This window comes from Streptomyces sp. NPDC025651, assembly GCF_055558735.1.
The window spans coordinates 90,003-113,050 of record NZ_JBVHLZ010000017.1 but is presented as its reverse complement, the minus strand read 5'-3'; the positions used below and the strand labels follow the sequence as shown (position 1 = coordinate 113,050).

Genomic DNA, 23,048 nt, shown 5'->3' with positions numbered 1-23,048 from the left:
CCCGCGAAACCCACCCGCGATGTTCCGCTCCTCTCTCGGTACTTGTTGCTCGCACTCACGCTCATCCCGCGAAGATCGCGACCAGCCCCCGGACGATCAGGACGAGCGCCGCGACGACCGCGAGCACCGCGCCGCGCATCCGGCCGCTGCCGTCCACCTGCCGCCGGACCGGGCCCGACAGCGCGAACCCGACCACCACGGCGGGCAACAGCAGGGTCCCGAAGGCCAGTTGCTCGCGCGGCAGCCGGCCGACGACGGTGAGGGAGGCGAGCGAGAGCAGCGTCCCCGCCGTGTAGAAGACATTGAGGGTGCCGCGCACCGTGGGCCCGGACTCCCGGTGGTAGACGAGCGCGATGAACGGCCCGCCGATGGACGACGTCGTCCCGGTCAGCCCCGCCACGGCGCCGGAGGCGATCAGGGTGCCCCGGTTCTTGGGCAGCCTGGCCGGGTCGAAGGCGAGGAGGGACACGACGCCCAGGGTGATGCCCGCCGAGAGCAGGTCGAGCGTCGGCACCGAGACCACCAGGACCACGGACGAGGCCGCCGCCGTGCCCACGACCCGCCCGGCCATCGCCCAGGAGACGCCGTACCAGTCGGTGTGCGAGATCTCCCTGACCGCCCCGAGCGCGGCCAGGACGGCGGCGACGAGGAGCAGCGACCCCGGCATGAGGTCCGGCGCGGCGATCTGCACCACCGGCGCCGACACCAGGGCGAGGCCCACGCCCAGGCTGCCCTGGACGAGTGCGCCGAAGAACACCGCGACGGACGCGAAGGCCCAGACGGACAGTTCAGGCATCGACGGGCACCCCCGTACGCATCCGCCGCCCGGCCGCGCGGGCCACCCGCTCGGCCGCGCCGCCCGCTACCACGAGCACCGCGGCGGCCACCACCCAGCCGAGCGCCCCGGAGCCGAGCAGCAGTCCGGTGACGATCACCGGCCCGAGGACCCGCTGTCCGGCCACGCTCAGGTTGAAGACGGACAGATAGTGCCCGCGCTGCTCCTCGGGGGCCAGGGCGATGGACAGGTCCCACACCGCGGAGTTGGCGATCACCTCGGCCAGGGACAGCGTCACCACGGCGGCGGCCAGCCACGCCACCGCCGGCCCGCCCCCGACGGAGCCGGACGCGGCGAAGCACAGGCTGCTCACCGCGAGCACGGCCCCCGTCCACGTCAGCATCCGTGTGGTGCGCCGCTGGCCCGTGGCCAGCCTGCTGACCGGGATCTGCAGCACCACGACGAGCACGGTGTTCAGGACGAACAGCACGGACACGGTGGCCCGCGGGGCGTCCGTGTGCTCCAGGATCCACACGGGCATCGCGACGAGCAGCATCGTGTCGAAGAAGAACAGCAGGAAGTTGAGCCCGGTCAGCGTCAGATAGCGCGCGTCGGGCACCACCCGGCTCCTGACCGGCTGCCGCCCGGCCGCCTGCGGGGTGGCTTCGGCCGCGGGCGCGGCCAGTTCGGGCACCCGGAGCACGAGCACGGCGCCGCCCAGGAAGGCGAGCCCGATGGCGAACAGCGTGACCCGGTAGGCGGCCTGGGTGTCGCCGACGAGCGCGACGCCCGCCGCCATCGCGCCGACCCCGAGGCCGCAGTTGCGGACGACGTTGACCACCGCGAGCAGCCGCGTGCGCTCCTGGCGCTCCGGCACGGCCACGGCGACCAGGGCCTGGAGCACCGGAGGCCCCGCCCTGTCGCACGCCACCGCGCACAGCGTCACGGCCATGAACTGCCAGAAGTCCGTGACGAAGACGTACGCCGCGCAGCACACCCCACGCCCCAGGTAGACGGCGGCGAGCACCCGTCGCGCCCCGTACCGGTCGGCGAGGACCCCGCCGAGCAGCGAGATCCCCAGGGCCACCACACCGGCGACGGCGAGCCCGGAGGCCACCTGGTTCGCCGAGAGGTCGACCTGCCGGGTGAAGTACGCCATGGAGCTCGCCATGAACAGGCCGATGCCGAGCGACTGGACGAGGGCTGCGGCGGCGAGTCTGCGACCGCCCGCGGTGAGCTTCACGTCACTCGGCCCCGAAGTCGAACGCGACCTGGTCCTCGAACTCCATCTCGCGGGCGGAGTTGACCTCGGCCACGTTCGCGAGATTCCGTCGGTCCTTCAACTTCCCCCCATAGATGGCCAGTACACGCGCAAGAACAAGATCTTGAGTTCCTTGCCCTTCCTACAGGGTCGGAATGAGCAGAACAATCTTTCCGAGGTAAAGCCGAGGTATGTCCGAGGACCGCCCTGACCTGGGCTCACGCCTCTCCCCTTGGTCCCGCACGCGCCCGGGTGCGTGCTTTCCGGGTGCGTGCTCTCCGAGCGCGTGCTTTTCAGGAGCCCTGGGAGGCGCTGGTGAAATCGGGAGCAGAACGGCGTGTTCCGGCTTTTGTGGACAGCGACTACGCGGACACTCCGTACGACAAGTGGGGGGCCGGTACGGGCGTACGACCGCACCTCCTCGACCTGCGCGTCCGGCTCGACGCGGTGATCGCCCGCATGGAGAGCGACCCGCTGCGCGCCGCAACGGCATCGAGGTACCGGAGTTCGCCCCGAGACGCGTGGTCCTCGGCCTCCTCGGCTTCGTCCGCGAGCACGGCTACCCCGTGGTGGTGAAACCGGCACTGGGCTCCGGCTCCACCGGCACCCAGGTCCTGCGCGGCCCCGAGGACCTGACCCGCTCGGCCCAGCCGAGCGGCGACCGTCCCCTGACGGACCGTCTGATCACCCACACGCGCGAGGTCCTCGACGCGTTGCCCACCCCCGGGTGCACCACCTTCCACCTGGAGGTCTGGCACACGCCCGACGACCGCCTCGTGCTGTGCGAGGCGGGATTCCACACGGCCGCGTGTTCGACTGAGGCGAAGGCGGCAGGGCCGAGCCGAGGCGACCGCACGCACCTGGCCTTCGCGACTCCGCGTTCCTGCGGCTCGCCCTCTCGGCAGGGGGCGAGCCGTTCGTTCAGCGTCGGCCCTTGAGCCGCTCCACACCGGCGACCCCGACGGCGGCCAGGCCGATCTGGACGGCGAGTTCGATCCAGTCGATGCCCTTGGTGTCGGCGACGTCGAACGCACCGGCGATTGCCGTACCGACGAGGGCGGCGGCGATGCCGACGAGGATCGTCCACAGAATGCCGATGTGCTGGCGGCCCGGGAGGACCAGACGGCCCAGGATTCCGATGACGACGCCGATCACGATCGCGGTGAGAATGCCCGAGATCTCCATTCCTGTCCGCCTCTCCTCGTTGCTGAAGCGTGTCGTGCTCCGAGTCCCCCGGCAGCACGGATCCACCCCTCTCCCGGATCCGGCGACCCCGTCGGCATGCCGGGCGAGCCACCCGGCATGCGGTTCCCTTCACACGCCGCCCGCTTCCCGTGGGTACCGGTCCCTCATGGGCGACATCCTCGTGGGCACGTGCTCGTGGACCGATCCGGCACTGGTGCGCAGCGGCTGGTATCCGGCCGGGCAGCGCGATGCCGAGGGACGACTGCGGTACTACGCCGGGCAGTTCCCGGTCGTCGAGGCCGACGCGTCGTACTACGCCCTGCCTCAGGAACGGGTCAGCCGGATGTGGGTGGAGCGCACGCCGGGCGGATTCACCTTTGACGTAAAGGCGTTCTCGTTGCTGACCGGGCACCCCACACGCGAGGCGATGATGCCGGGCGGGCTGCCGGCCGACGCGCGGGACGGCGGCGTACTCGACGAGGTGTGGTCGCGGTTCGCCGAGGGAGTGGGGCCGTTGCGGCGGGCCGGACGGCTCGGCAGCGTGCTGTTCCAGTTCCCTCCCTGGCTGCGGCCCGGAGCCCGGGCCGAGCGGATCCTGGCGCAGACCGCGCGACGTACGGCCGGCTGGCCGGTCGCTGTGGAATTCCGGCATCCCGGCTGGTGGCGTGAGGAGCAGGCCGAGTCGACGTGCGCTCTGCTCGCGGACCACGGCATGACCGCCGTCGCCGTCGACATGGCCCAGGGGCTCCCCTCCTCCCTGCCGCCCGTCGCGCCCGTGACCACGTCACGGCTGGCCGTCGTGCGGTTCCACGGACGCAGCGCCTCCTGGGGGCGGGGGAGCAAGGAGGACCGCTTCCGGTACGCGTACTCCGAGGACGAACTCGCTTCGTGGGCGCCCCGGTTGCGCGAACTGGCCGGACAGGCGGAGCTGGTCCACGTGCTGTTCAACAACTGTTGCGGAGACGCCTCGGTGCGGGCCGCCGAGCACATGAACCGCCTGCTGCGCGCGGGGCACTCGGGCGCGTGACCGGCGACGGTCCCGGAGAGGAACCGCTTCGGCGCCGGTCACCGAGGACGGAGCCCCCATGCCGGTCCACACCGCCAGGCGACGACTGCGCCTGGCCCAACTCGTCGAGTCCGACAGCACCGTCGGGCCCGACGCCGTGGCCCGGCTGGTGGACGCCGTGACCGCCGCGCGGGAAGAAGCCCTGCAACAGGGTTCGGGCGAGCCGCCGGCCTTCGCCACGTCGGTCGTGCGTGACGCCCCGAACGTTGCGGAGGTCCTCGACAAAGTGCGGCAGAAGTCTGGCGTACACCTGCGCCTGCGCCTGCGCCTGTTGCCGGGCGAGGTCGAGGCTGCCCCGCACCCACCTCCGCGGCCAGGACCCGCCCGGCCCCACAGCTCTCACGTCTCTGCGGCGCGGCCCCCGGACATCAAGGACCCTTCGTGCGGCGCGAGTTGCTCCGCACGGATCTCGGTCGGGCGGTGCGCCTCCTGGCGGAGGCACCCGCCGAGGAGCGCGCCCGGCTGCCGGGCATCACCGGACCCCGCGCCGAGCAGCCGCTCGCGGGGGCGCTCGCGGGGGCGCTCGCGGGAGCGCTCGCGGGGCACATCGCCCTGAAGCGGACGGGTGCCGGTCGGCTGACCATCTGCCCCTGGGCCGTGCGCGAGGGCATCCTCCTGCGTCGCATGGAAGAGGGCGACGACTGGTGGGACGCCCTGGCGCCCGCGACGAACCCTGCGTGCCCCCTCTCACCAGCCCGGCGCCCGCCCGCGAAGGCGACGACCCGGGCCGCCGCGATTCAGCGGTCGTCATCTGGGCACTCCTCCTCGTCGACGCACTCCCGCCGCCGTACGTGCACGGTGCGTCAGGCCGCGCTCCACGTGGCCGATGGTGGCGCCGCGACGCAAGGTGAGAGGACGGTCCGGTTCTGATCTCCGTGATCCCCGGTGTGGTGAGCACCGCATGACGACACAGCCCAGGGCGGGGGACGCAGCACAGTCGCCCCGCCGACGCCGTCTGCTGGCACCTCGGGGCGTGTACAAGCCCGACGACGACACCGCACTCCTGCTGCGGTCCCTCGGCCACGAACCCGTCGACCCGCACACCGCCGTGCTGGACCTGGGCACGGGATCGGGTGCGCTGGCCCTCGCCGCGGCCCGGTACGGGGCGCGGGTGACCGCGGTCGACATCTCCTGGCGTGCGGTGTGGACGACGCGCCTGAACGCCCTGCTCAACGGCGCCGCCGTCACTGTCCGGCACGGCGACCTCGGCGCGGCACCGGGTCTCGGCACGTTCGACCTGGTCCTGAGCAATCCGCCCTATGTTCCCTCCCCGGCGTCACTGCCGCCGCGCGGCGCCGCGGTGGCATGGGAGGGCGGGGGCGCGGGGCGCACCGTCGTGGACCGGGTCTGCACCGCCGCGGCACGGACCCTGCGCCTCGGTGGCACGCTGCTGATGGTCCACTCCGCGCTGTGCGGCGAAGGCGAGAGCCTGGAGCGCCTCGACGGACTCGGCATGAAGGCGGCGGTGCTCGACCGGGCCTTCGTGCCTTTCGGGCCGGTGATGCGCGCACGCCGGAACTGGCTCTGCGCCCAGGGTCTGCTCGACAGGGAAGCGACGACGGAAGAGCTGGTGGTCATCCGTGCCGAACTCCTCTGAGCGCCCGCGTCGCGTCAAGATCGACCGCGAGGGCCCCCTGCTCGTGGAGGGCCCGGTCGAGGTGACCGACGGCGACGGCGTGGTGCACGAGTCCAGCCGTTTCCAGGTCGCGATCTGCACGTGCCGACGCAGCCGGACCTTCCCCTGGTGCGACACGAGCCACCGCCGCAAAGCCCCGCAGGGACCCGCCGCGCCCCGGCGGCCGGATCGCGCCGAAGCCGAAGGAGAGGAGACATGACCCTCGTACGGAGGAAGCCCCCGACGCGTCCGCCGGAATCACGCGCTCAAGAGCCCGAACTCCCCGTTCCACGGGGGACGTTGTCCGGTCAGGTGATCGCCGCGCTGCGCGAGGGCGCCCCGGGCGGCCTCCCGGTGCGACAGCGCGGAACCATCGCGGCGGAGCCGTACGGCGAAGACCTCCAACTCGCCCTGTACGTGCTCTACGAGCTCCACTACCAGGGGTTTCAGGGCGTCGATCCCGAACTGGAGTGGGATCCGGTCCTGCTGGCGCTGCGACGCCGGCTCGAGGATCGCTTCCTCACCTCACTGCGCGCCGACGCGGCGCCGCGAACGGACGCCGCCCGGGCGCTGGCCGACCTGCAGATCGAACCCGTCGGCCACCAGGCCGCCAGCGTGAGCCACCATCTCCGACGCGACGGCACCACAGAGCAGTTCAGGGAGTACGCCGCCCTGCGCTCGCTCTACCACCTCAAGGAAGCCGACCCCCATGCCTGGGTCGTTCCTCGCCTGCACGGCCGGGCCAAGGCCGCGATGGTGGCCGTCGAGTACGACGAGTTCGGGGCCGGCCGGGCCGAGGACATTCATGCCGGGCTGTTCGCGGACCTGATGAGGGACCTCGGCCTGGAGACCGCCTACGGCCACTACCTCGACGTCGCCCCGGCAGCCGCCCTCGCCACGGTCAACGTCATGTCCCTGTTCGGTCTGCACCGCAGCCTGCGCGGCGCCCTGGTGGGCCATTTCGCGACGGTCGAGATCACATCGTCGCCCGGCTCGCGCCGACTGGCCGACGCCCTGCGGCGACTGGGCGCAGGCCCGGCGGCCCAGCGGTTCTACGACGAGCACGTGGAAGCCGACGCGGTGCACGAACAGGTGGTGCGCCACGAGGTCGTCGACGGCCTGCTGCACGCCGAGCCCTCCCTCGACGGTGACGTCGCCTTCGGCGTGAGCGCCACCGGTTTCCTCGAAGACCGCCTCGGAGAACACCTGTTGACCCGATGGCGCCAGGGCAGGAGCGCGCTGCCGCACCCCCTGCCGGGAACGAGCAGAACGCCGCAAGGAGATACACCGTGAGTCGGACGGTCCGGGCGGCGGCCACCGCAGAGGGGGCCGCCAGGGCTGCCCGCACCGGACTCCCGGTCGCGCCCCGGGCCCCGTCCGACGTGGCCGTTCACATCCCACGCCCGGCCCCTCGACGCCCGCTCACAGGAGGTCGCGCGGGACGGACTCGTTCCACGTCCGGGAGAAGACCCGGCGCCGTCCCTCGAACGCGTCCAGGGTCGCCGACACGTGGAAATCCCGCTCGTCGCAGGAGAGTTCGGTGTGGGTGACGATCTCCGTGTCCCAGTCGCGCCGGTGGAAACGCATGGTCCAGGTGGACTCGCCGGTCGCGGTGGCGAAGTCGTCGGCCACGACCCCGTACCGCTCGACGGCCCGGCGCCCCACCTCGAGGTCGATGTCGTCGAAGCGGACCGTCCCGGCGTCCTTGACGATCTCCAGGACGGAGCCGTACGTGACCAGTTCGCGGCGCACCTCCCACCGCTGCTCCGGCGGGGTGACCTGGGTGGTGCGCAGCGGAGGGGCCCCCTCGGGCGGGCCGAACGGGTCCGCGTCGGACGGCGCGGCGTCATCGTCCCGCGCCGGGCGAACCGGCAGGGCCAGCGTGCTGGTGCCTTCATGGACGCCGAGCAGGACCGGTCGTGGCGGCGGCCAGGCGAGCGGCCAGTAGGAGGTCGACAGGGACAGGCGGACCCGGTGGCCGGCGGGGAACGCCTGGGCGACGCTGTTGAGGTGCACACTGGCGCGGTACCGGCGGCCCGGCCGCAGCGCCTCGGGTTCGTCGCCGCCGTCACGTCGCGTCAGGTTGAGCAGGCCGTACGTGACGCGTGTCGCGCGCCCGTCAGGGGCCACGTCGGAGAGGCGGGCCGCGACCATGGCGACCGGTTCGCCGGCCGTCACCTCCAGGTCCACCCGGGGCGAGCCGAGGATCTCCAGCGTCTCGGGCAGTGGCTCCGTCTCGAAGACGAGGGATCCGCCGTCCTCCTCTCGCTGGTCGTAGGGCAGGTCGGGCGGTGCGTTGTAGGAGGCCCACTTGCCGGCGAACTGACCCACGGACAGCGGCGATTGCACCGTCAGCACGCCGCTGTTGGCACCGTCGTCGGACTCCGGCGCCCCGATGCGGTGCCGGGTGAGCGGGTGGACGCGCTCGTGCACGTGGGGCGAGGGCCACGTCGGTTCGGCGACCCAGCGTCCCGGCCGCTCGGCGTAGGAGGTGGAGGGGGGCACGCTCTCCTGCATCCAGGTGCGCAGCATGGGCCCGTCCATCACGCCGTTGTCGGCGCCCTTGAGCCAGTGGTCCCACCAGCGTACGAGCTCCTGGAGGTATCCGATGGCGGGCCCGGGTTCGCCCAGGTGCGGGAACTTGTGCGACCACGGGCCGATCAGCCCCTTGCGGGGGACGTCGAGGTGCGCGAGGAGACGGGTGACCGCGTTGGAGTAGCCGTCGGCCCATCCGCTGGAGGCCAGCACCGGGCACTGGACGGCCGCGTAGTCCTCGCAGACCGAGGCGTGCCGCCAGTAGTCGTCGCGGCGCTGGTGCCGCAGCCATTCCAGTACCCAGGGGCGGGTGTGTTCCAGGCGTTCGTGCCACATGTCGCGCCACCGGTCGCCGACCACCTCCGGGTCGGGCGGGCAGGTGCCGTAGGCGAACATGGTGCCGGCTTCGGCCAGGCTGTCGGAGAGGAGCGCCCCGCCCATGTAGTGCATGTCGTCGGCGTAGCGGTCGTCGGTGAAGGAGGCGATGGCGATCGCCTTGAGCGACGGCGGGCGGCGTGCGGCGACCTGGAGCGCGGCGAACGCTCCCCAGGAGATGCCCATCATGCCCGTGCCGCCGTCGCACCAGGGGCGCTGGGCGAGCCAGGCGAGGACCTCTTCGGCGTCCTGCTGTTCCCGTTCCAGGTACTCGTCGGTCAGGACGCCCTCGGAGTCGCCTGTGCCACGCAGGTCGACGCGGACGGACGCGTATCCGTGTCCGGCGAGATAGGGATGGTGGATCGAGTCGCGCACCGACGACAGGTCGCGCTTCCGGTAGGGGATGTACTCCAGGACCGCCGGTACAGGATTCCCGTCGCCGGAGGCGGGGCGCCAGATGTGGGCGGACAGGAGCACGCCGTCGGACATCGGGATACGGACGTGGGCTTCCTCGCGGACCGTGTGCGGGAGGTCGTTCATGGTGCGCATGGAGGGGGTCCGGCTCCTTCCTCGCTTCGAGGGCAGGGGGCGTGGGTGCTCAGGCCGGGTCGGGCTGCGGGTCGCCGGCCGGGGCGGTGTCCTCGAACGAGAGGCCGAGGGCGGCCACGCAGCGGTCGTACTTCTCGCGCAGCTCCTCCTCGCTGTCACCGGCGGTGAAGATGTGCGCCAACTCGTAGCTGTAGCTGTCCTGCTGCGGCAGGTCGGACAGGCGCTGGCGTTCCCTGGGCGCCACGTCGACGCGGACACCGGGCAGGTCGCGTTCGATCTGGTCCAGCCGCTCGCGGCTGGGCACGTCGCGCACCACACCGTCGGCGAACCAGCGGTGGTACCACTTGGCGGCCATCGCGTGGCGGCCTTCCCTGTGCGGCATGCGCGGGTCCTCGCCGCGGGCCAGGGCGAGCATGCAGTGATGGTTGGGCACGCCGTCCACGAAGTCGAACAGCTCGGCGTGCGACTGGGAGTGGCGCGGATTGATCTCCAGGATGCGCACGGCCTCCGTCCCCGGGTCGTAGAAGAACTCGATCGAGAAGGTCGCGCCGTCCATGCCGATCCGGCGCATCACCCGCTCGGACACGTCGTGCAGACGCGCGATCACCGGCTGCGGCAGCGCGGAGGGGTACTGGTGGCGCAGGAAGGAGGAACTGCCCGGGTAGTTGATGGAGTCGAGGACTCCGTAGACGGTCACCTCGCCCTGGTGCACGTAGCCCTCCACCGCGACCTGGATACCGGTGAGGCACTCCTCGGCGAGGCAGACCAGGCTTCCGACGTCCGCCATGTCGGGCGGCAGTTCCAGTCGCTCCATGACGGACTCGAAGGGGCGGCCGATGCGGCCGATGCCCGCACGGATCTCCCGCACGGCGGCGCGGAAGCCGTCCTCGTCCCGCACGCCGAAGGCCAACTCGGAGGAGTAGGAGAGGGCGGGCTTCAACCACAGGGGGTAGGAGACGCCCTCGGGCAGTCGCGGCTCGTCCGCGTCGAGGTCCACCCGGCCGAACGCGGGAACGGCCTCCGGGGCGCCCGCGCGCTGCTCCAGGCGGCTCCAGTACTTGTGCTCGCACTTGACGACCGAGGCCAGATCGGTGGCGCGGGTGCCGTACTCGCGGGCGAGGATCGGCACCATGGTGGAGACGGGGAAGTCCCAGTAACCCGTGATCGCGTCGATGGTGCCGTCGAAGGCATCGAGCACGCGGCGGGCCCGGTCGAGCACGTGTGGCACGGAGACCTCTCCGCCCTGCAGCTCCTCGATGCTCAGCAGGCCGTGGAACCGGCAGCCGCGCCCGGCGCCGGCCGCACGCAGCGTCGGCAGATTCGCTTCGTCCATACCGATGACGAAGATGTCCTCGCTCACAGGTGCTCCTTCAGGGCCGGTGGGAACCACGATCCGGTCCGGCGCCGGGTGCCCACGACGAGTTGTGCGTATGCGTGGCAGCCGCAGAGCCGCCCGAAGCAGCCGCAGCATGCGCGTGCGCAGAAGCTCATGCCCGAAGACCGACGCCCCGAGGACACCGTTCGTCGGGTGACCCTCGTGGCCGCTCAACGGCTGTCGGTCATCCCGCCGGTCACCGCGATGGTCTCGCCGATCGTGTAGCTGGAATCGGCTTCGGAGGCGAGGTAGACGTAGGCCGGGGCGAGTTCCTCCGGCTGGGCCGCGCGGCCCAACGGGTCCGCGGCAGCGAGGTTCTCCTTCAGGTAGTCGTCGGGGAAGCGCTGGCCGGCGAGGTTCAGGACGGTCCAGGTCGGGCCGGGAGCCACGACGTTCGCGCGGATCCCGCGTTTGGCCAGGTGAGAGGCGATCGACTTGGTGAAGATGATCTGCGCGGCCTTCGATGCCGCGTAGTCCATCATCATGTCGCTGCCCTTGAGGCCCTCCTCCGACGCCGTCGCGATGATCGCGTCCCCCCGCTCCAGGTGGGGCAGGGAAGCTTGTACGAGGTGGAAGTAGGCGTAAACGTTCGTCTTGAACGCGAGGTCGAAGTCCTCGAAGTTCAGGTCCTCGAGCGCGTTCTGGCTGTTGAGGCGAGCCGCGTTGCTCACCAGGACGTTCAGCGCGCCCAGGGTGTCCACCGTCGACTCGACGGCGTGCCGGCAGAAGTCCGGATCACACAGGTCACCCGGTATCAGCAGACACCGCCGCCCCTCGGCTTCGACCGCCTTGCGGGTCTCCTCGGCGTCTTCCTGCTCCTCGGGCAGATACACGATCGCCACGTCGGCGCCCTCACGGGCGTACAGCACCGCCACGGACCTGCCGATGCCCGAGTCGCCACCGGTGATCAGCGCGACCTTGTCCCGCAGTTTGTCCGACCCGCGACAGCGCGGCGCCATGTAGCGGGGCGGCGTCGACATCTTCGACTCCAGGCCGGGTCGCGGCTGGCGCTCGAACCGATACGGCGGCGCCGGCTCACCGGCCCCGTCCGGCCGGGCGGAAGGAACATCACGCGCGTCAGTCATCAGCCTGATCTCCAGATCACACGTATAAAGGCGCCCTCCGCGTAACCCAGGCGCGCCCACCGAAACACACCCGCCTTCGACGACGCGCCCGGGGCCTCCGTACCGAAGGCCCATACGAGCCAGGCGGACCAGCTCTTCGAAGAACCGGCCGTGAACGACGGCTGCTTCACCAGGCCCCTCGAACCCGTCCAGGGCCGGTTGTTGTTCCAGCCACCCGGCGGGGGTCGACCCGACGATCGCCGGATGGTCGGCGGGATGCCCACGATCCCAGGCTGGTGGCACACCACCGTGCGCGTCAGACCACGTAGGAAAGGAACCCTGTGAACACCGCATCCGGCCCGGAGGAGACGGGTGCCGAGTCCCCGCGCACGCGCGAGACGCTCAGGGTGCTGTACGGGCACATCCGTCCGCACCGGTGGCCTGTCGTGCTCGGGCTGCTGTTGGCGCTGGTCGGGTCCGCCGGTGGGCTGGTGCAGCCGCTGGCCACGAAGACACTGGTCGACCGCCTCTCGTCCGGTGGCACGATCGGCACCGTCCTGCTGGCCATGACGGTGCTGGTCCTGCTGAGCATGGTGGCCGAGGCGTTCGGCGCCTACGTGCTGGAGAGGACCGCCGAGTCGGTGGTGCTCGCCGCCCGCCGGAGCCTCATCGGGCGGATGCTGCGGCTGCGCCTCGCGGAGGTGGACCGGATGCAGCCGGGCGATCTGATGTCGCGGGTGACCTCCGACACCACGCTGTTGCGGGCGGTCAGCACCCAGGCGGTGGTCCATGCCGCGACCGGCACGGTCACCCTGGTGGCGGCGGTCGTGGTGATGGCGTTCCTCGATGCCGTGCTGCTCGCCGTCACGCTCGGCGTGGTCGCCCTCGTCGGTGTGGCTGCCGCCCTGGTGATGCCGAGGATCGGGCAGGCCGCCGAGCGTGCGCAGGCGGCGGTCGGCGAGATGTCCACCGGCCTGGAACGGGTCTTCGGCGCGTTCCGTACGGTGAAGGCGTCGGGCGCGCAGGAAAGGGAGACCGCGCGCGTCGACGCGGCGGCGCGCAGGGCGTGGCGTCATGGCGTGCGCGGCGCGAAGTGGGAGGCCCTGCTGGGCACGGCGGACAACCTCGCCGTCGAGCTGGCGTTCCTCGCGGTGCTCGCCGTGGGCGGTGCGCGGGTGGCGTCCGGCGATATGCCGGTGTCCACGCTGATCGCGTTCCTGCTGTACCTCTTCTTCCTGATGGAGCCGGTGTACAAGCTGGTCGACGCCGCCACCCACTACCAGGAGGGCGCAGCCGCGATTGCCCGGATCGCGCAGGTGGACGGCCTGGCGACGGAGCCGAGGGAGCGGCGCGTGGCGACCGAGGACGTACGGCCCGGTCCGGCGTCGGTCCGCTTCGAGGGGGTGTCCTTCCGTTACGGGTCCGGCCTTCCGGAGATCCACCGGCGGGTGGACTTCGAGGTGCCCGGCGGCGGGATGACGGCCTTCGTCGGCCCCTCGGGCGCGGGCAAGTCGACGCTCTTCGCGCTCGTCGAGCGGTTCTACGAGGCGACGGGCGGCCGGGTCCTTGTCGACGGCCGGGACGTGACCGAGTGGCCGCTGTCCGAGCTGCGGTCCGTCATCGGGTACGTCGAGCAGGACGCGCCGGTGCTGGCCGGCACGCTGCGCGAGAACCTGGTCTTCGCCGCGCCGGGCGCGCGCGACGACGAGATCCGCGAGGTGGTGGCCCGGACCCGGCTCGACGCCCTCGTCGAACGGCTGCCGCACGGCCTGGACACCCTGGTCGGGCACCGGGGCTCGAAGCTGTCCGGCGGTGAGCGTCAGCGCGTCGCCATCGCCCGCGCGCTGCTGCGCAGGCCCCGCCTGCTGCTCCTGGACGAGGCGACCTCGCAGCTCGACGCCGTCAACGAGTCGGCGTTGCGGGACGTCATCGCCGAGGCGGCACGGGAGACCACCGTCCTGGTGGTGGCCCACCGGCTGTCGACGGTGACGGACGCCGACCGGATCGTCGTCATGGAGGCGGGCCGGGTTCGCGCGGTCGGCACCCACGAGGAGCTGGTGGAGAGCGACGAGCTGTACGCGCGGCTCGCGGGGACCCGGCTCCTGACCTCGACAGGACGTCCCCGCGGGTGAACGGGTCCGGCCCCCGCCGTGCGGCGGGGGCGGACCCGCCGCACGGCGGGGTGGCCCCGGACAGCCGCCGGATACCGGGCAGTCGCGCACCTGGTGAGGCTGAGGACAGCGCTCCTGCCGCCAGGCGGCGCGCTCCCCTCACCCGGTCAGCCACCCCGCACTGGAGTTCCCGTGCCCGTACTCATGGCCAAGGGCCAGCAGGTCCCACTCAACGGGCCGGACGGCCGCCCGCTCAACCTGATCAGCATGGGCATCGGCTGGCAGCCGGCTCCCCGCCCCGGGCTGCTCGGCGCCCTCGGGCTGCGTCGCCGCGGCCGCCTCGGCACCTTCGCCGTCCTCCACAGCCGCGGCAGGTTCCTCGACGCGCTGTTCGCCGAGAACCCCGGCAACCCGGACGAGTCCATCGAGCACAGCACCTGTCTGACGGCGCAGGACGCTGCCGGTGAGGCGGACACGGAGGCGTTCTTCGTCCGTCTGTCCCGGCTGCCGCCCCACGCGGACCGCATCGTCTTCGCCGTCGGCTCCTTCGACGGCAGCACCTTCGACGGCAGCACCTTCGAGACGGTCCGCACCGCGCACTGCCGACTCGTCGACGAGAGCCGGGGGCTCGAACCGGCCCGGTACACCCTCCCCGCCCAGGGCCCCCACACGGCGCTGATCCTGGCGGACCTGGCCCGCACGGCAGGAGCCGAGTGGACCATGACGGCCCTCGGTGAACCGGCGACCTGCACCACCTTCGCGGACCTCCTCCAGGCCATCGAGCGCCGGCGCCACGGCTGAGCGCCTTGCCACCTCCCGACGGTTCGCGGCGCGGGAGGACTTTCAGGAGCACGCTCCACCGGACCCTGGAGACGCTCCGTCAGGAACTGACGACCGCACGGGCAGCGGCCTGGTCACGGACGGGACTGTCACCTCGGTCGGCCCGTCAGAAGACGGGCGATGGGCACCGATCCGATGCCGTGGAGCAGCACGCTGCCGAGCACGGTGATGGTCATGGCGTACAGGGCGGTGTCCGCGTCGACGCCCTCGGGCAGGGCGTTGAAGGCGAGCAGGCCGAACACGATCGAGGTGGTGCCGCGCGGTCCGAGGGCCCCGACCATGAGGCGTTCGCGCCAGGTGAAGTCCGAGCCGAGGAAGGCGAACAGGACCGGAACGATCCGCAGGACGGTCAGCGCGGCGAGACACAGCAGCAGGGTCGGGGCGTGGATGCCGTCGCTCAGAGCGAGTACCACGGCGTTGCCGAAGAAGAACCACATGCACATGGTCATGATCGAGGCGGTGTCCTCGACGAGGAGGAAGTCCGAGGCGTCGGGGGCGTGGGCACCTCGTCGGCGGGCCGGCGCCTGACGGACGTACCGGAAGGCGATGCCGCAGACGAACGAGGCGACGAAGCCGTTGCCGCCGGCCGCCACCGTCACGGTGTACGCGAGCAGGGGCGCGACCAGGACGAGGATGCGGCGGGACTGACCGGTCGTCCAGTGCCTGCGGTCGGCCGCGTTCATCAGCCACGCGAGCAGGGAGCCCAGGATCACGCCGACGACCAGTGCCTTCACGGCGAACGGGACGGCCGTGCCCAGCGCCTGCGCGGGCGTGCGGGCCTGCGAGTTCGCGCCCGCCAGGATGAGGGCGAACAGGAAGAGGGGCGAGACGATGCCGTCGTTGTAGCCGCTCTCCACGTTGAGGACGTCGCGGACACGTGCCGCGATGCGCGTGTCCCGTACCAGGGTCTCGGCCGGTGCGAAGTCGGTCGGCACGATGATGCAGGCGATGAGCAGCAGGATCACCGCGGGCGCCGCGGGCAGCAGCAGCGCGCCGAGGCCGACCGTCGCGGCCAGGCTCAGCGGCAGCGCCACCAGCAGGGTGCGGGCGGTCGCGCCGGGGTTGTTGCCGAACAGGCGGCCGCCCGGCAGTTCGGTGGCGTCGACGAACAACAGGACGGCCAGGATGACCTCGGCCACGTGCTGGGCGGTCTCGGAGTTGAGGGTGGCCGCGATCTGGCTGTGTGTGAACAGGCCGGTGACCACTCCCGCGAGGACCAGGACCAGCGGGGCCCTGACATGCCCGCGCTCCAGCCACCGGGCGACGAGCGACCACCCGGCGGCCACGGCAGTGATCACGATCAGGACGAAGGACATGTGCATTCCGGTTCAGGGGGTTTCAGGTTCCCTCATCAGGGGCCGGTCCGCACGGGCGGACCGGCCCCTGACGACCTCACCGGATGTACGCGGCGGGCTTGGTGGCGGCGTTGAGCAGATACTCCAGCGGGCCACGGCGGAAGAAGCGGGACCAGGCCGAGGCGAACACGATCGCCCCCAGGATGTACAGGAGCACGGGCACCCAGGACTTCGTGGTGCCGGCTCCGGAAGCGGGCCACGCGGACTGCGCGAGGAAGTGGCCGACGTAGGCCGTCAGGGACATAGCGCCCACGGCGATGACCGGCTTCGCCAGACGGCGCAACCGCGGCAGGCAGTCCATGAGCGCGGTCGCGCCCACGATCACGAGGATCGCGACACCCACGCTGCCGATGATGTCGAACGTCGTGCCGCTGTGCGGCCCGGCGGTCAGGAGGTGGTCCGAGGAGAACAGTTGGGACCCGAGTTCCTCGCCGCCCTTGGGCGGCGCCCCGGAGCCGCTGGACGAAGACCCGTCCTCCGCCGTGCTGCGCAGCGCGTTCTTGCCCGCAAGCAGCAGGGACAGTCCGTACGCGGTCACCGTGAGGGAGGCGCCGAGCGCGGCCACGCGCCACCGCACGACAGTGGCGGACAGGTCGAGGCGGGCCAGCGCCATACCGGCGACCACGAACGGCATCCACGTGAGCGCCGGGTAGAAGCCGGTGAGCAGCAGATCGAGCACGCCCACCTCGCTCAGCCGGTGCAGCGGGTCGTGGGCGTTGACGCTCTGCCGGAGAGAGTCGCTCAGCTGGGCGGTCAGGACGGACGCCAGCTGGGGCATCACGAGCGCGAGCCCCGCCGCGATCAGCGCCAGCGCCTTGGCCGACAGCCGCACCAGCGGCAAGGCGCAGAGGAAGTAGACACCGTAGAAGCCGAGAATGATCACGCCGCCGTACTCCATCGCCATCACCGTGCCCAGCACCAGCAGGACCACGGCACGGATCGCGATCCGGACCTTCGCCTGCCGCCCGGCCAGGCCGGTCTTCGGCTCACGACGCCCGGCGATCAGCGTCAACGAGAACCCGGCAAGGGTCGCGAACAGCACCGACGAATGCCCGTCGGCCAGGAAGCGGACCCAGGTGCCGAGGCCGGTCGTGTTCCCCGGCATCGGCCCGATGTGGACGACGTACATGCCGAACACCGCCAGGGCGCGGGCCAGGTCCACCCCGACCAGACGTCCCATGGAGGGACCGCCGGGAGCTCGCCCGGCGGACTCCTGCGAGGTCGCGGGGCGTGGCGACGCCTTGTCCGGGAGGGCGGGTGTCTCCTGCGGTGGGGGTATCCGTGTCATACGTCGAATCTCCCGGTGCGATACGCGGGCGGACCATCCGGCAGGCTTCGGTGAGGCCCCCGCCGACGGGCCGGAGCGCTCCCCCCGAACGGCTGGAACGGGTCTGCCGGGTGGCTGGTGTCCGCAGCGGTGGCGCCGCCTTGCGCGCCAGTGCACGTACGGTCGACAGCAAGCGATCACCGTACGGGCGTACGAGTCGCCGTACAGCGGGACAGGACGGACGAGGGTGAGGCGGAACGCCGGTGATCCGGGTAGTGGTGGTGGACGACGAGGCGCTGGTGCGCTCCGGATTCGAGCTGATCCTGAACGCCGCCGACGGCATCCAGGTCGTGGCGACGGCTGAGGGGGCGCAGGCCGCCGACGTGATTCGCCGCGAGCAGCCGGACGTCGTGCTCCTCGACATCCGCATGCCGGACGTCGACGGCCTGACCGTCCTGCGGCACGTCCAGGAACTTCCCGCACCACCCCAGGTGGCGATGCTGACCACCTTCGACACCGACGAGTACATCCTGACCGCGCTGCGCTCGGGAGCCTCCGGCTTCCTCCTCAAGGACACCGAACCCGAACAACTCGCCCAGCTGGTACGTACGTTGGCCGCGGGCGGCGTGGTGATGTCCCCGAAAGCCTCACGCGCCCTGCTGCGCAGCCACCCCGGCGCAGGCGGGCCCAAGGACGCGGACGTGGCGCGGGTGGACCTGCTCAGCGACCGCGAACGCGACGTCCTCGTCCTGATCGCCGAAGGGCTCTCCAACGCCGACATCGGCACCCGCATCCACCTCAGCGCGGGCACCGTCAAGGACCACGTCAGCTCGATCCTGACCAAGCTGCGGGTCTCCAGCCGCGTCCAGGCGGCGCTCCTCGCCGAGCGTGCCGGGCTGCTCGGCGGCAGCGACGACGGCGACCCCACGGCCCGGGACAGCGGGCGATGAGCACCGGCCCGGCACTGTGGCGGCGCGTGCCGCCCTGGGCCGTCGACACGGTCCTCGTCGCACTCGCCGCATTCGACGCATGGATCAACCTCTTCGCCGAGGACACCACCTCGTTCATGTGGGCCTGGGCCGCCCTGAGCTGCGCCGCACTGTTCCTGCGCAGGCGGCTGCCGCTGATCGCCTTCCTGCTGAGCCTGCCCCTGCTCGTGTTCATGGACGTGGCCGTTGCGCCGTTCGCCGCCCTGTACACACTGGCCACGGTCACCCGCAACCGCCCGCTCCTGGCCGGCTGCGCCCTGCTCAGCGCGGCAGTGAGCACCCTCGCTTGGCCGCTGTCCGACACGTTCTCCGGCGACCGGACCTGGACGCTCGTGCAGTTCGCCTACACGCTGGCCACCGCCGCCGCCCCGGTCCTGATCGGCCAGCTCGTCCAGGCCAGGCACGACGTGGCCCGCCAGCTCGCCGAGGTCGAGGAGGCCCGCGAACACGAACGCGCCCTGTACGCCCAGACCGTCCTCGCCCGCGAACGCGCCCAACTGGCCCGCGAGATGCACGACGTCGTCTCCCACCAGGTCAGCCTCATCGCCGTACAGGCCGGAGCCCTCCAGGTCGCCGCCGAGGACCCGCAGGCCCGCGACGGCGCCCGCGCCATCCGGACCCTGAGCGTGAACACCCTCGACGAACTGCGCCACATGGTCACCCTGCTGCGCGCCTCCGGCGGCAGGGAGACCGAACTCACCCCCCAGCCCACCCTCGCCGACCTCCAGCAGCTGATCGCCAACAGCGGCATCGAGACCACCTTGACGGGCGAACTCCCGCCCCACACCAGCACCACGGCCCAACGCACCATCTACCGCACGGTCCAAGAGGCCCTCACCAACGTGCGCAAACACGCCCCCGGAGCCCGCGCCGAGGTCCGCCTGTGGCACGACGCCCACCACTTCGGCGTCACGGTCACCAACACGGCCCCCACCCGCCCGTCGGTCCCCCTGCCCAGCGCCCGCCACGGCCTCATCGGCCTACGAGAACGCGCCGAACTCCTCGACGGCACCCTCACCGCCGCCCCCACCCCACAGGGCGGATTCAAAGTCGCCCTACGGGCCCCCTCGCGCCCCACCTGAGCACACCCCGTCAGAACGAGCGTCAGGCACCCTTGGCGACCGGCTCAAGGATCGCGACGCACTCCACATGATGCGTCATAGGAAACAGATCAAACGCCCGCAGCGTCCGCACCCGGTACCCGCCCTCCCGGAAGTACCCCAGGTCCCGCGCCAGCGCCGCCGGATCGCAGGCCACGTACGCGATGCGCCGCGCACCCAGCCCCGACAGATGACGCACCGTCTGCTTGCCCGCGCCCGCGCGGGGCGGGTCCAGGACGATGAGGTCGACCTCGGTGATGCCCGTGCGCGGCAGGACCGCTTCGACCTTGCCCTGCTCGATGCGGACGCGGTCGAACGCCGCGAGGTTGTGGCGGGCGTCCTCCACCGCGCGCTTGCCGGACTCGATGCCGAGCACCGCGCCCTTGTCCCCGACGCGGTCGGCAAGGGCGCCCGCGAAGAGGCCGACGCCGCAGTAGAGGTCGAGGGCCGTCTCGCCCTTGCGCGGGGTCAGGCCCTGCATGACGGCGAGCATCAGCGTCTCCGCCGCCTTCGGGTGGACCTGCCAGAAGCCGCCGCTGCCGACGCGGTACGTGCGGCCGTCGGCGCGCTCGCGGACGAAGGGCCGGCCGTGGACGCGGTGGACCCCGCCGTCCTTCTCGCCGACGCGCATCACCGAGACCGGCTTGTCCAGTTCCACGATGGGCAGGCGCGCGCCGGGCTTCGGGGCCAGGATCACCTGGCGGTCCTGGGAGCCGCTCGCCGCGATCGCCTCGATCGAGGCCATGCCCGACCAGTCCCGCTCCTCGATGCCGAGCTCGGAGACCCCGGGCGCCGCGATCATGCAGTGCTCGATCGGCTCGACCTCGTGCGAGCGGTGGCGGCGCAGACCGGCGTTGCCGTCGGCGTCCACCGCGTACTGCACGCGCGTACGCCAGGCGGGGACCTCGCCCGCCGGCACCTTGTCGCCCTCCGCCGGCATGACCGTGCCGTCCCAGCCCGCCTCCTCCGGGGTCAGGCCCGCCAGGCGCTTGAGCTGCTCGGCGACGACCTCGCCCTTGAGGCGGCGCTGCGCGCCCGGCTTGGCGTGCTGCCAGTCGCAGCCGCCGCAGCGGCCGGGGCCCGCGTACGGGCAGGGGGCCTCGACGCGGTCCTTGGACGCCTCCACCACCGTGACGGCGTCCGCGCGCAGGAAGCGCGCGCCCTCCTCGCCCTCGGTCACGCGTGCGACGACCTTCTCGCCGGGCAGCGCGTGCCGTACGAAGAGGACCTGGCCCTCGGCCGTACGGGCGATGCAGTGGCCGCCGTGCGCGACGGGGCCGACCTCGACCTCGTACTCCTGGCCGACCAGCGAGACGGCCGCCTCGGAGGCGCCCGCCCGCGCGTTCCCCGCCCGCGAAACCTGCGAATTCTTCGGTTCTGCCTGCATGGCGGGGTGACTCCACAACGTAAAAGGGGAACGGCCGGACAACAGCCCACCAGTCTACGTGGGTGTCGTCCGGCCGCTCACCACAGAGCCGTCCCCGGCACAGTCAGCCCTTCTTGCTCGGCTCCTTGGTCCGCCTCGGCTTCTCCACCGGCCCCCGCCGCACCGCGCCCGGCGCGTTCCACTCCGACCGCCTGCGGGCCCGCTTCTTCGCGGCCTCGGAGGAGTCCAGCTGGTAGGGGACGGACGTCACCATCACGCCCGGTGTGAAGAGCAGGCGGCCCTTGAGGCGCAGCGCGCTCTGGTTGTGGAGCAGGTGCTCGTACCAGTGGCCCACCACGTACTCGGGGATGATCACGCTGACCACGTCGCGCGGGCTCTCGCGGCGCAGGTTCTTCACGTACTCGATGATCGGGCGCGTGATCTCGCGGTAGGGAGAGTCGAGGACCTTCAGGGGGACCGTGATGCCGCGGCGCTCCCACTCCTCCTTCAGGGCCTTGGTCTCCGCCGGGTCGACGTTGATGCTGAGCGCCTCCAGGGTGTGGGAGCGCATCAGCTTCGCGTACGAGAGGGCGCGCAGCGTCGGGCGGTGGATCTTGGAGACCAGGACGATCGAGTGGACCCGGGAGGGGCGCACGCTCTCGTCGGAGGGGGTCTCGGGGGCGGCGATCTCCTCGGCCACGCGGTCGTAGTGGCGGCGGATCGCCGTCATCGTCGCGTAGAAGATCACCATGCCGAGCAGCGCGACCCAGGCGCCGTGCGTGAACTTGGTGACGAGTACGACGACGAGCACCAGGCCGGTGAAGAAGGCGCCGAAGGTGTTGATCGCGCGGGAGCGGACCATGCGGCGCCGCTTGTTCTGGTCCTTCTCGGTGGCCAGGTGGCGGTTCCAGTGCCGGACCATGCCGATCTGGCTGAGCGTGAAGGAGACGAAGACGCCGACGATGTAGAGCTGGATCAGGCGGGTCGAGTCGGCGCCGTAGATGAAGACCAGGAGCGCGGCCGCGCCCGCGAGCAGCACGATGCCGTTGGAGAACGCGAGGCGGTCGCCGCGGGTGTGCAGCTGGCGCGGCAGGTAGCGGTCCTGGGCCAGGATCGAGCCGAGCAGCGGGAAGCCGTTGTACGCCGTGTTGGCCGCGAGGAACAGGACGAGGGCCGTGGCCGCGGCGAGCACGATGAACAGGAAGCTGCCGTTGCCGAAGACCGCCTCGGCGACCTGGGAGATCACAGGGTTCTGGACGTAGTCCGAGCCGACCGGCGCGCCGTTGTGGACGAGGTCCTTGGCCGGGTTCTCGGCCATGCGGACGTTGGTCGCCATGGCGAGGCCGATGATGCCGCAGAACATCGTGACGGCGAGGCCGCCCATCAGCGCGAGCGTCGTCGCGGCGTTCTTGGACTTCGGCTTGCGGAAGGCCGGGACGCCGTTGCTGATCGCCTCGACGCCGGTGAGGGCGGCACAGCCGGAGGAGAACGCGCGCAGCAGCAGGAAGACGAGCGCGAAGCCCGCGAGTCCCTGGTGCTCGGGCTTGATCTCGTAGTCGGCGGTGGGCGCCTTCATGGTGTCGTCCAGGACGATGCCCCGGAAGGCACCCCACGCGATCATGATGAAGACGCCGGCGACGAAGACGTACGTCGGGATGGCGAAGAGCTTGCCCGACTCCTTCACGCCGCGCAGGTTCATCAGCGTGAGGAGCACGATCACGCCGACCGCGCAGAGCACCTTGTGCTCGACCACGAACGGGACGGCCGAGCCGAGGTTCTCGATGCCCGAGGAGATCGACACGGCCACGGTCAGGACGTAGTCGACGAGCAGGGCGCTCGCGACGGTCAGCCCGGCCTTGGGTCCGAGGTTGGTGGTGGCGACCTCGTAGTCGCCACCGCCGCTCGGGTACGCGTGCACGTTCTGTCTGTACGACGCCACCACCGTGAACATCAGTACGACGACCGCGACGGCGATCCACGGGCTGAAGTGGTACGCCGACACACCCGCGATGGAGAGGACGAGAAGGACCTCTCCCGGCGCGTACGCCACGGAGGAGAGCGGGTCGGATGCGAAGACGGGGAGTGCGATGCGCTTCGGCAGGAGCGTTTCTCCGAGCCGATCACTGCGCAGTGCGCGCCCGATGAGGATCCGTTTGGGCACGTCGGTCAGTTTGGACACGCAGAGGATCGTAAGCGTTCGAATGGGTGCCCGCCCACCCA

General features: G+C 71.6%; 20 protein-coding genes and 1 pseudogene. 11 read left to right on the top strand and 10 right to left on the bottom strand.

Going from position 1 to position 23,048, the window contains the following annotated elements; translation table 11 throughout:
• Positions 1-61: 61 nt before the first annotated feature.
• Together ACZ4D5_RS39745 and ACZ4D5_RS39740 are read right to left on the bottom strand one after the other, a co-directional pair.
• Entirely contained in the window at positions 62-796 is a 735-nt protein-coding gene (locus tag ACZ4D5_RS39745) for a TSUP family transporter (RefSeq protein WP_467777363.1), read from the bottom strand.
• Positions 789-2,018 carry an MFS transporter gene (locus tag ACZ4D5_RS39740; RefSeq protein ID WP_467777362.1) on the bottom strand — a complete coding sequence of 410 codons (1,230 nt, stop codon included), beginning with the start codon at positions 2,016-2,018 and terminating at the stop codon, positions 789-791. Before ACZ4D5_RS39740 ends, ACZ4D5_RS39745 begins: the two co-directional genes overlap by 8 nt.
• A 539-nt stretch (positions 2,019-2,557) precedes the next feature.
• Between ACZ4D5_RS39740 and ACZ4D5_RS39735 the strand changes: the two genes are divergently transcribed.
• Entirely contained in the window at positions 2,558-2,974 is a 417-nt protein-coding gene (locus ACZ4D5_RS39735; protein WP_467777361.1) for an ATP-binding protein, read from the top strand.
• On the opposite strand, the gene ACZ4D5_RS39730 is transcribed toward ACZ4D5_RS39735, so the two are convergent.
• Positions 2,958-3,221, bottom strand: coding sequence for a GlsB/YeaQ/YmgE family stress response membrane protein (locus ACZ4D5_RS39730; RefSeq protein ID WP_467777360.1), 264 nt, complete (start codon positions 3,219-3,221; stop codon positions 2,958-2,960). The two genes, ACZ4D5_RS39735 and ACZ4D5_RS39730, sit on opposite strands and share 17 nt — an antisense overlap.
• A 166-nt stretch (positions 3,222-3,387) precedes the next feature.
• On the opposite strand from ACZ4D5_RS39730, the gene ACZ4D5_RS39725 reads away from it, so the two are divergent.
• From ACZ4D5_RS39725 to ACZ4D5_RS39700, 6 genes and pseudogenes are all read left to right on the top strand, one after another.
• A complete protein-coding gene (locus ACZ4D5_RS39725; RefSeq protein ID WP_467777359.1) occupies positions 3,388-4,248 on the top strand; it encodes a DUF72 domain-containing protein in 861 nt (286 codons plus the stop codon).
• Between the two features lie 58 nt (positions 4,249-4,306).
• Positions 4,307-4,519: pseudogene (locus ACZ4D5_RS39720) on the top strand (Ppx/GppA phosphatase family protein); the annotation flags it as partial.
• Positions 4,520-4,668: 149 nt separating this feature from the next.
• On the top strand, positions 4,669-5,157 hold the full coding sequence (locus ACZ4D5_RS39715) for a hypothetical protein (RefSeq protein WP_467777413.1): 489 nt from the start codon (positions 4,669-4,671) through the stop codon (positions 5,155-5,157).
• 31 nt (positions 5,158-5,188) lie between these two features.
• Positions 5,189-5,884 carry a HemK2/MTQ2 family protein methyltransferase gene (locus ACZ4D5_RS39710; RefSeq protein WP_467777358.1) on the top strand — a complete coding sequence of 232 codons (696 nt, stop codon included), beginning with the start codon at positions 5,189-5,191 and terminating at the stop codon, positions 5,882-5,884.
• Entirely contained in the window at positions 5,868-6,122 is a 255-nt protein-coding gene (locus ACZ4D5_RS39705; protein WP_467777357.1) for a CDGSH iron-sulfur domain-containing protein, read from the top strand. Before ACZ4D5_RS39710 ends, ACZ4D5_RS39705 begins: the two co-directional genes overlap by 17 nt.
• Positions 6,119-7,195 carry an iron-containing redox enzyme family protein gene (locus tag ACZ4D5_RS39700; protein ID WP_467777356.1) on the top strand — a complete coding sequence of 359 codons (1,077 nt, stop codon included), beginning with the start codon at positions 6,119-6,121 and terminating at the stop codon, positions 7,193-7,195. Before ACZ4D5_RS39705 ends, ACZ4D5_RS39700 begins: the two co-directional genes overlap by 4 nt.
• Before the next feature lie 129 nt (positions 7,196-7,324).
• Here the strand turns inward: ACZ4D5_RS39700 and ACZ4D5_RS39695 are convergent, their stop codons facing one another.
• The 3 genes from ACZ4D5_RS39695 to ACZ4D5_RS39685 form a co-directional block, all read right to left on the bottom strand.
• Positions 7,325-9,361: a CocE/NonD family hydrolase gene (locus ACZ4D5_RS39695; protein WP_467777355.1), complete on the bottom strand. Its 2,037-nt coding sequence runs from the start codon at positions 9,359-9,361 to the stop codon at positions 7,325-7,327.
• 49 nt (positions 9,362-9,410) lie between these two features.
• Entirely contained in the window at positions 9,411-10,694 is a 1,284-nt protein-coding gene (locus ACZ4D5_RS39690) for an ATP-grasp domain-containing protein (RefSeq protein ID WP_467777409.1), read from the bottom strand.
• A gap of 212 nt (positions 10,695-10,906) precedes the next feature.
• Positions 10,907-11,716, bottom strand: coding sequence for an SDR family oxidoreductase (locus ACZ4D5_RS39685; RefSeq protein ID WP_467777354.1), 810 nt, complete (start codon positions 11,714-11,716; stop codon positions 10,907-10,909).
• Positions 11,717-12,141: 425 nt separating this feature from the next.
• Between ACZ4D5_RS39685 and ACZ4D5_RS39680 the strand changes: the two genes are divergently transcribed.
• Positions 12,142-13,932, top strand: coding sequence for an ABC transporter ATP-binding protein (locus ACZ4D5_RS39680; RefSeq protein WP_467777353.1), 1,791 nt, complete (start codon positions 12,142-12,144; stop codon positions 13,930-13,932).
• Positions 13,933-14,103: 171 nt separating this feature from the next.
• Complete coding sequence (locus tag ACZ4D5_RS39675) at positions 14,104-14,712, top strand: TerD family protein (protein WP_467777352.1); 609 nt, start codon at positions 14,104-14,106, stop codon at positions 14,710-14,712.
• 128 nt (positions 14,713-14,840) lie between these two features.
• On the opposite strand, the gene ACZ4D5_RS39670 is transcribed toward ACZ4D5_RS39675, so the two are convergent.
• Together ACZ4D5_RS39670 and ACZ4D5_RS39665 are read right to left on the bottom strand one after the other, a co-directional pair.
• Positions 14,841-16,067: a cation:proton antiporter domain-containing protein gene (locus tag ACZ4D5_RS39670; protein WP_467777351.1), complete on the bottom strand. Its 1,227-nt coding sequence runs from the start codon at positions 16,065-16,067 to the stop codon at positions 14,841-14,843.
• A gap of 76 nt (positions 16,068-16,143) precedes the next feature.
• The gene (locus ACZ4D5_RS39665) at positions 16,144-17,286 is read right to left on the bottom strand and encodes a DUF418 domain-containing protein (protein ID WP_467777350.1); all 1,143 of its coding nucleotides are present in this window, start codon (positions 17,284-17,286) and stop codon (positions 16,144-16,146) included.
• A gap of 362 nt (positions 17,287-17,648) precedes the next feature.
• On the opposite strand from ACZ4D5_RS39665, the gene ACZ4D5_RS39660 reads away from it, so the two are divergent.
• Positions 17,649-18,323: a response regulator gene (locus tag ACZ4D5_RS39660; protein WP_467777408.1), complete on the top strand. Its 675-nt coding sequence runs from the start codon at positions 17,649-17,651 to the stop codon at positions 18,321-18,323.
• Positions 18,320-19,444, top strand: coding sequence for a sensor histidine kinase (locus tag ACZ4D5_RS39655; protein WP_467777349.1), 1,125 nt, complete (start codon positions 18,320-18,322; stop codon positions 19,442-19,444). Before ACZ4D5_RS39660 ends, ACZ4D5_RS39655 begins: the two co-directional genes overlap by 4 nt.
• A 22-nt stretch (positions 19,445-19,466) precedes the next feature.
• On the opposite strand, the gene ACZ4D5_RS39650 is transcribed toward ACZ4D5_RS39655, so the two are convergent.
• Positions 19,467-20,849 (bottom strand): class I SAM-dependent RNA methyltransferase, encoded by a 1,383-nt coding sequence (locus tag ACZ4D5_RS39650; RefSeq protein ID WP_467777348.1) that lies wholly within the window; start codon positions 20,847-20,849, stop codon positions 19,467-19,469.
• A gap of 103 nt (positions 20,850-20,952) precedes the next feature.
• Positions 20,953-23,007 carry an APC family permease gene (locus ACZ4D5_RS39645; RefSeq protein WP_467777347.1) on the bottom strand — a complete coding sequence of 685 codons (2,055 nt, stop codon included), beginning with the start codon at positions 23,005-23,007 and terminating at the stop codon, positions 20,953-20,955.
• Between the last annotated feature and the right edge of the window lie 41 nt (positions 23,008-23,048).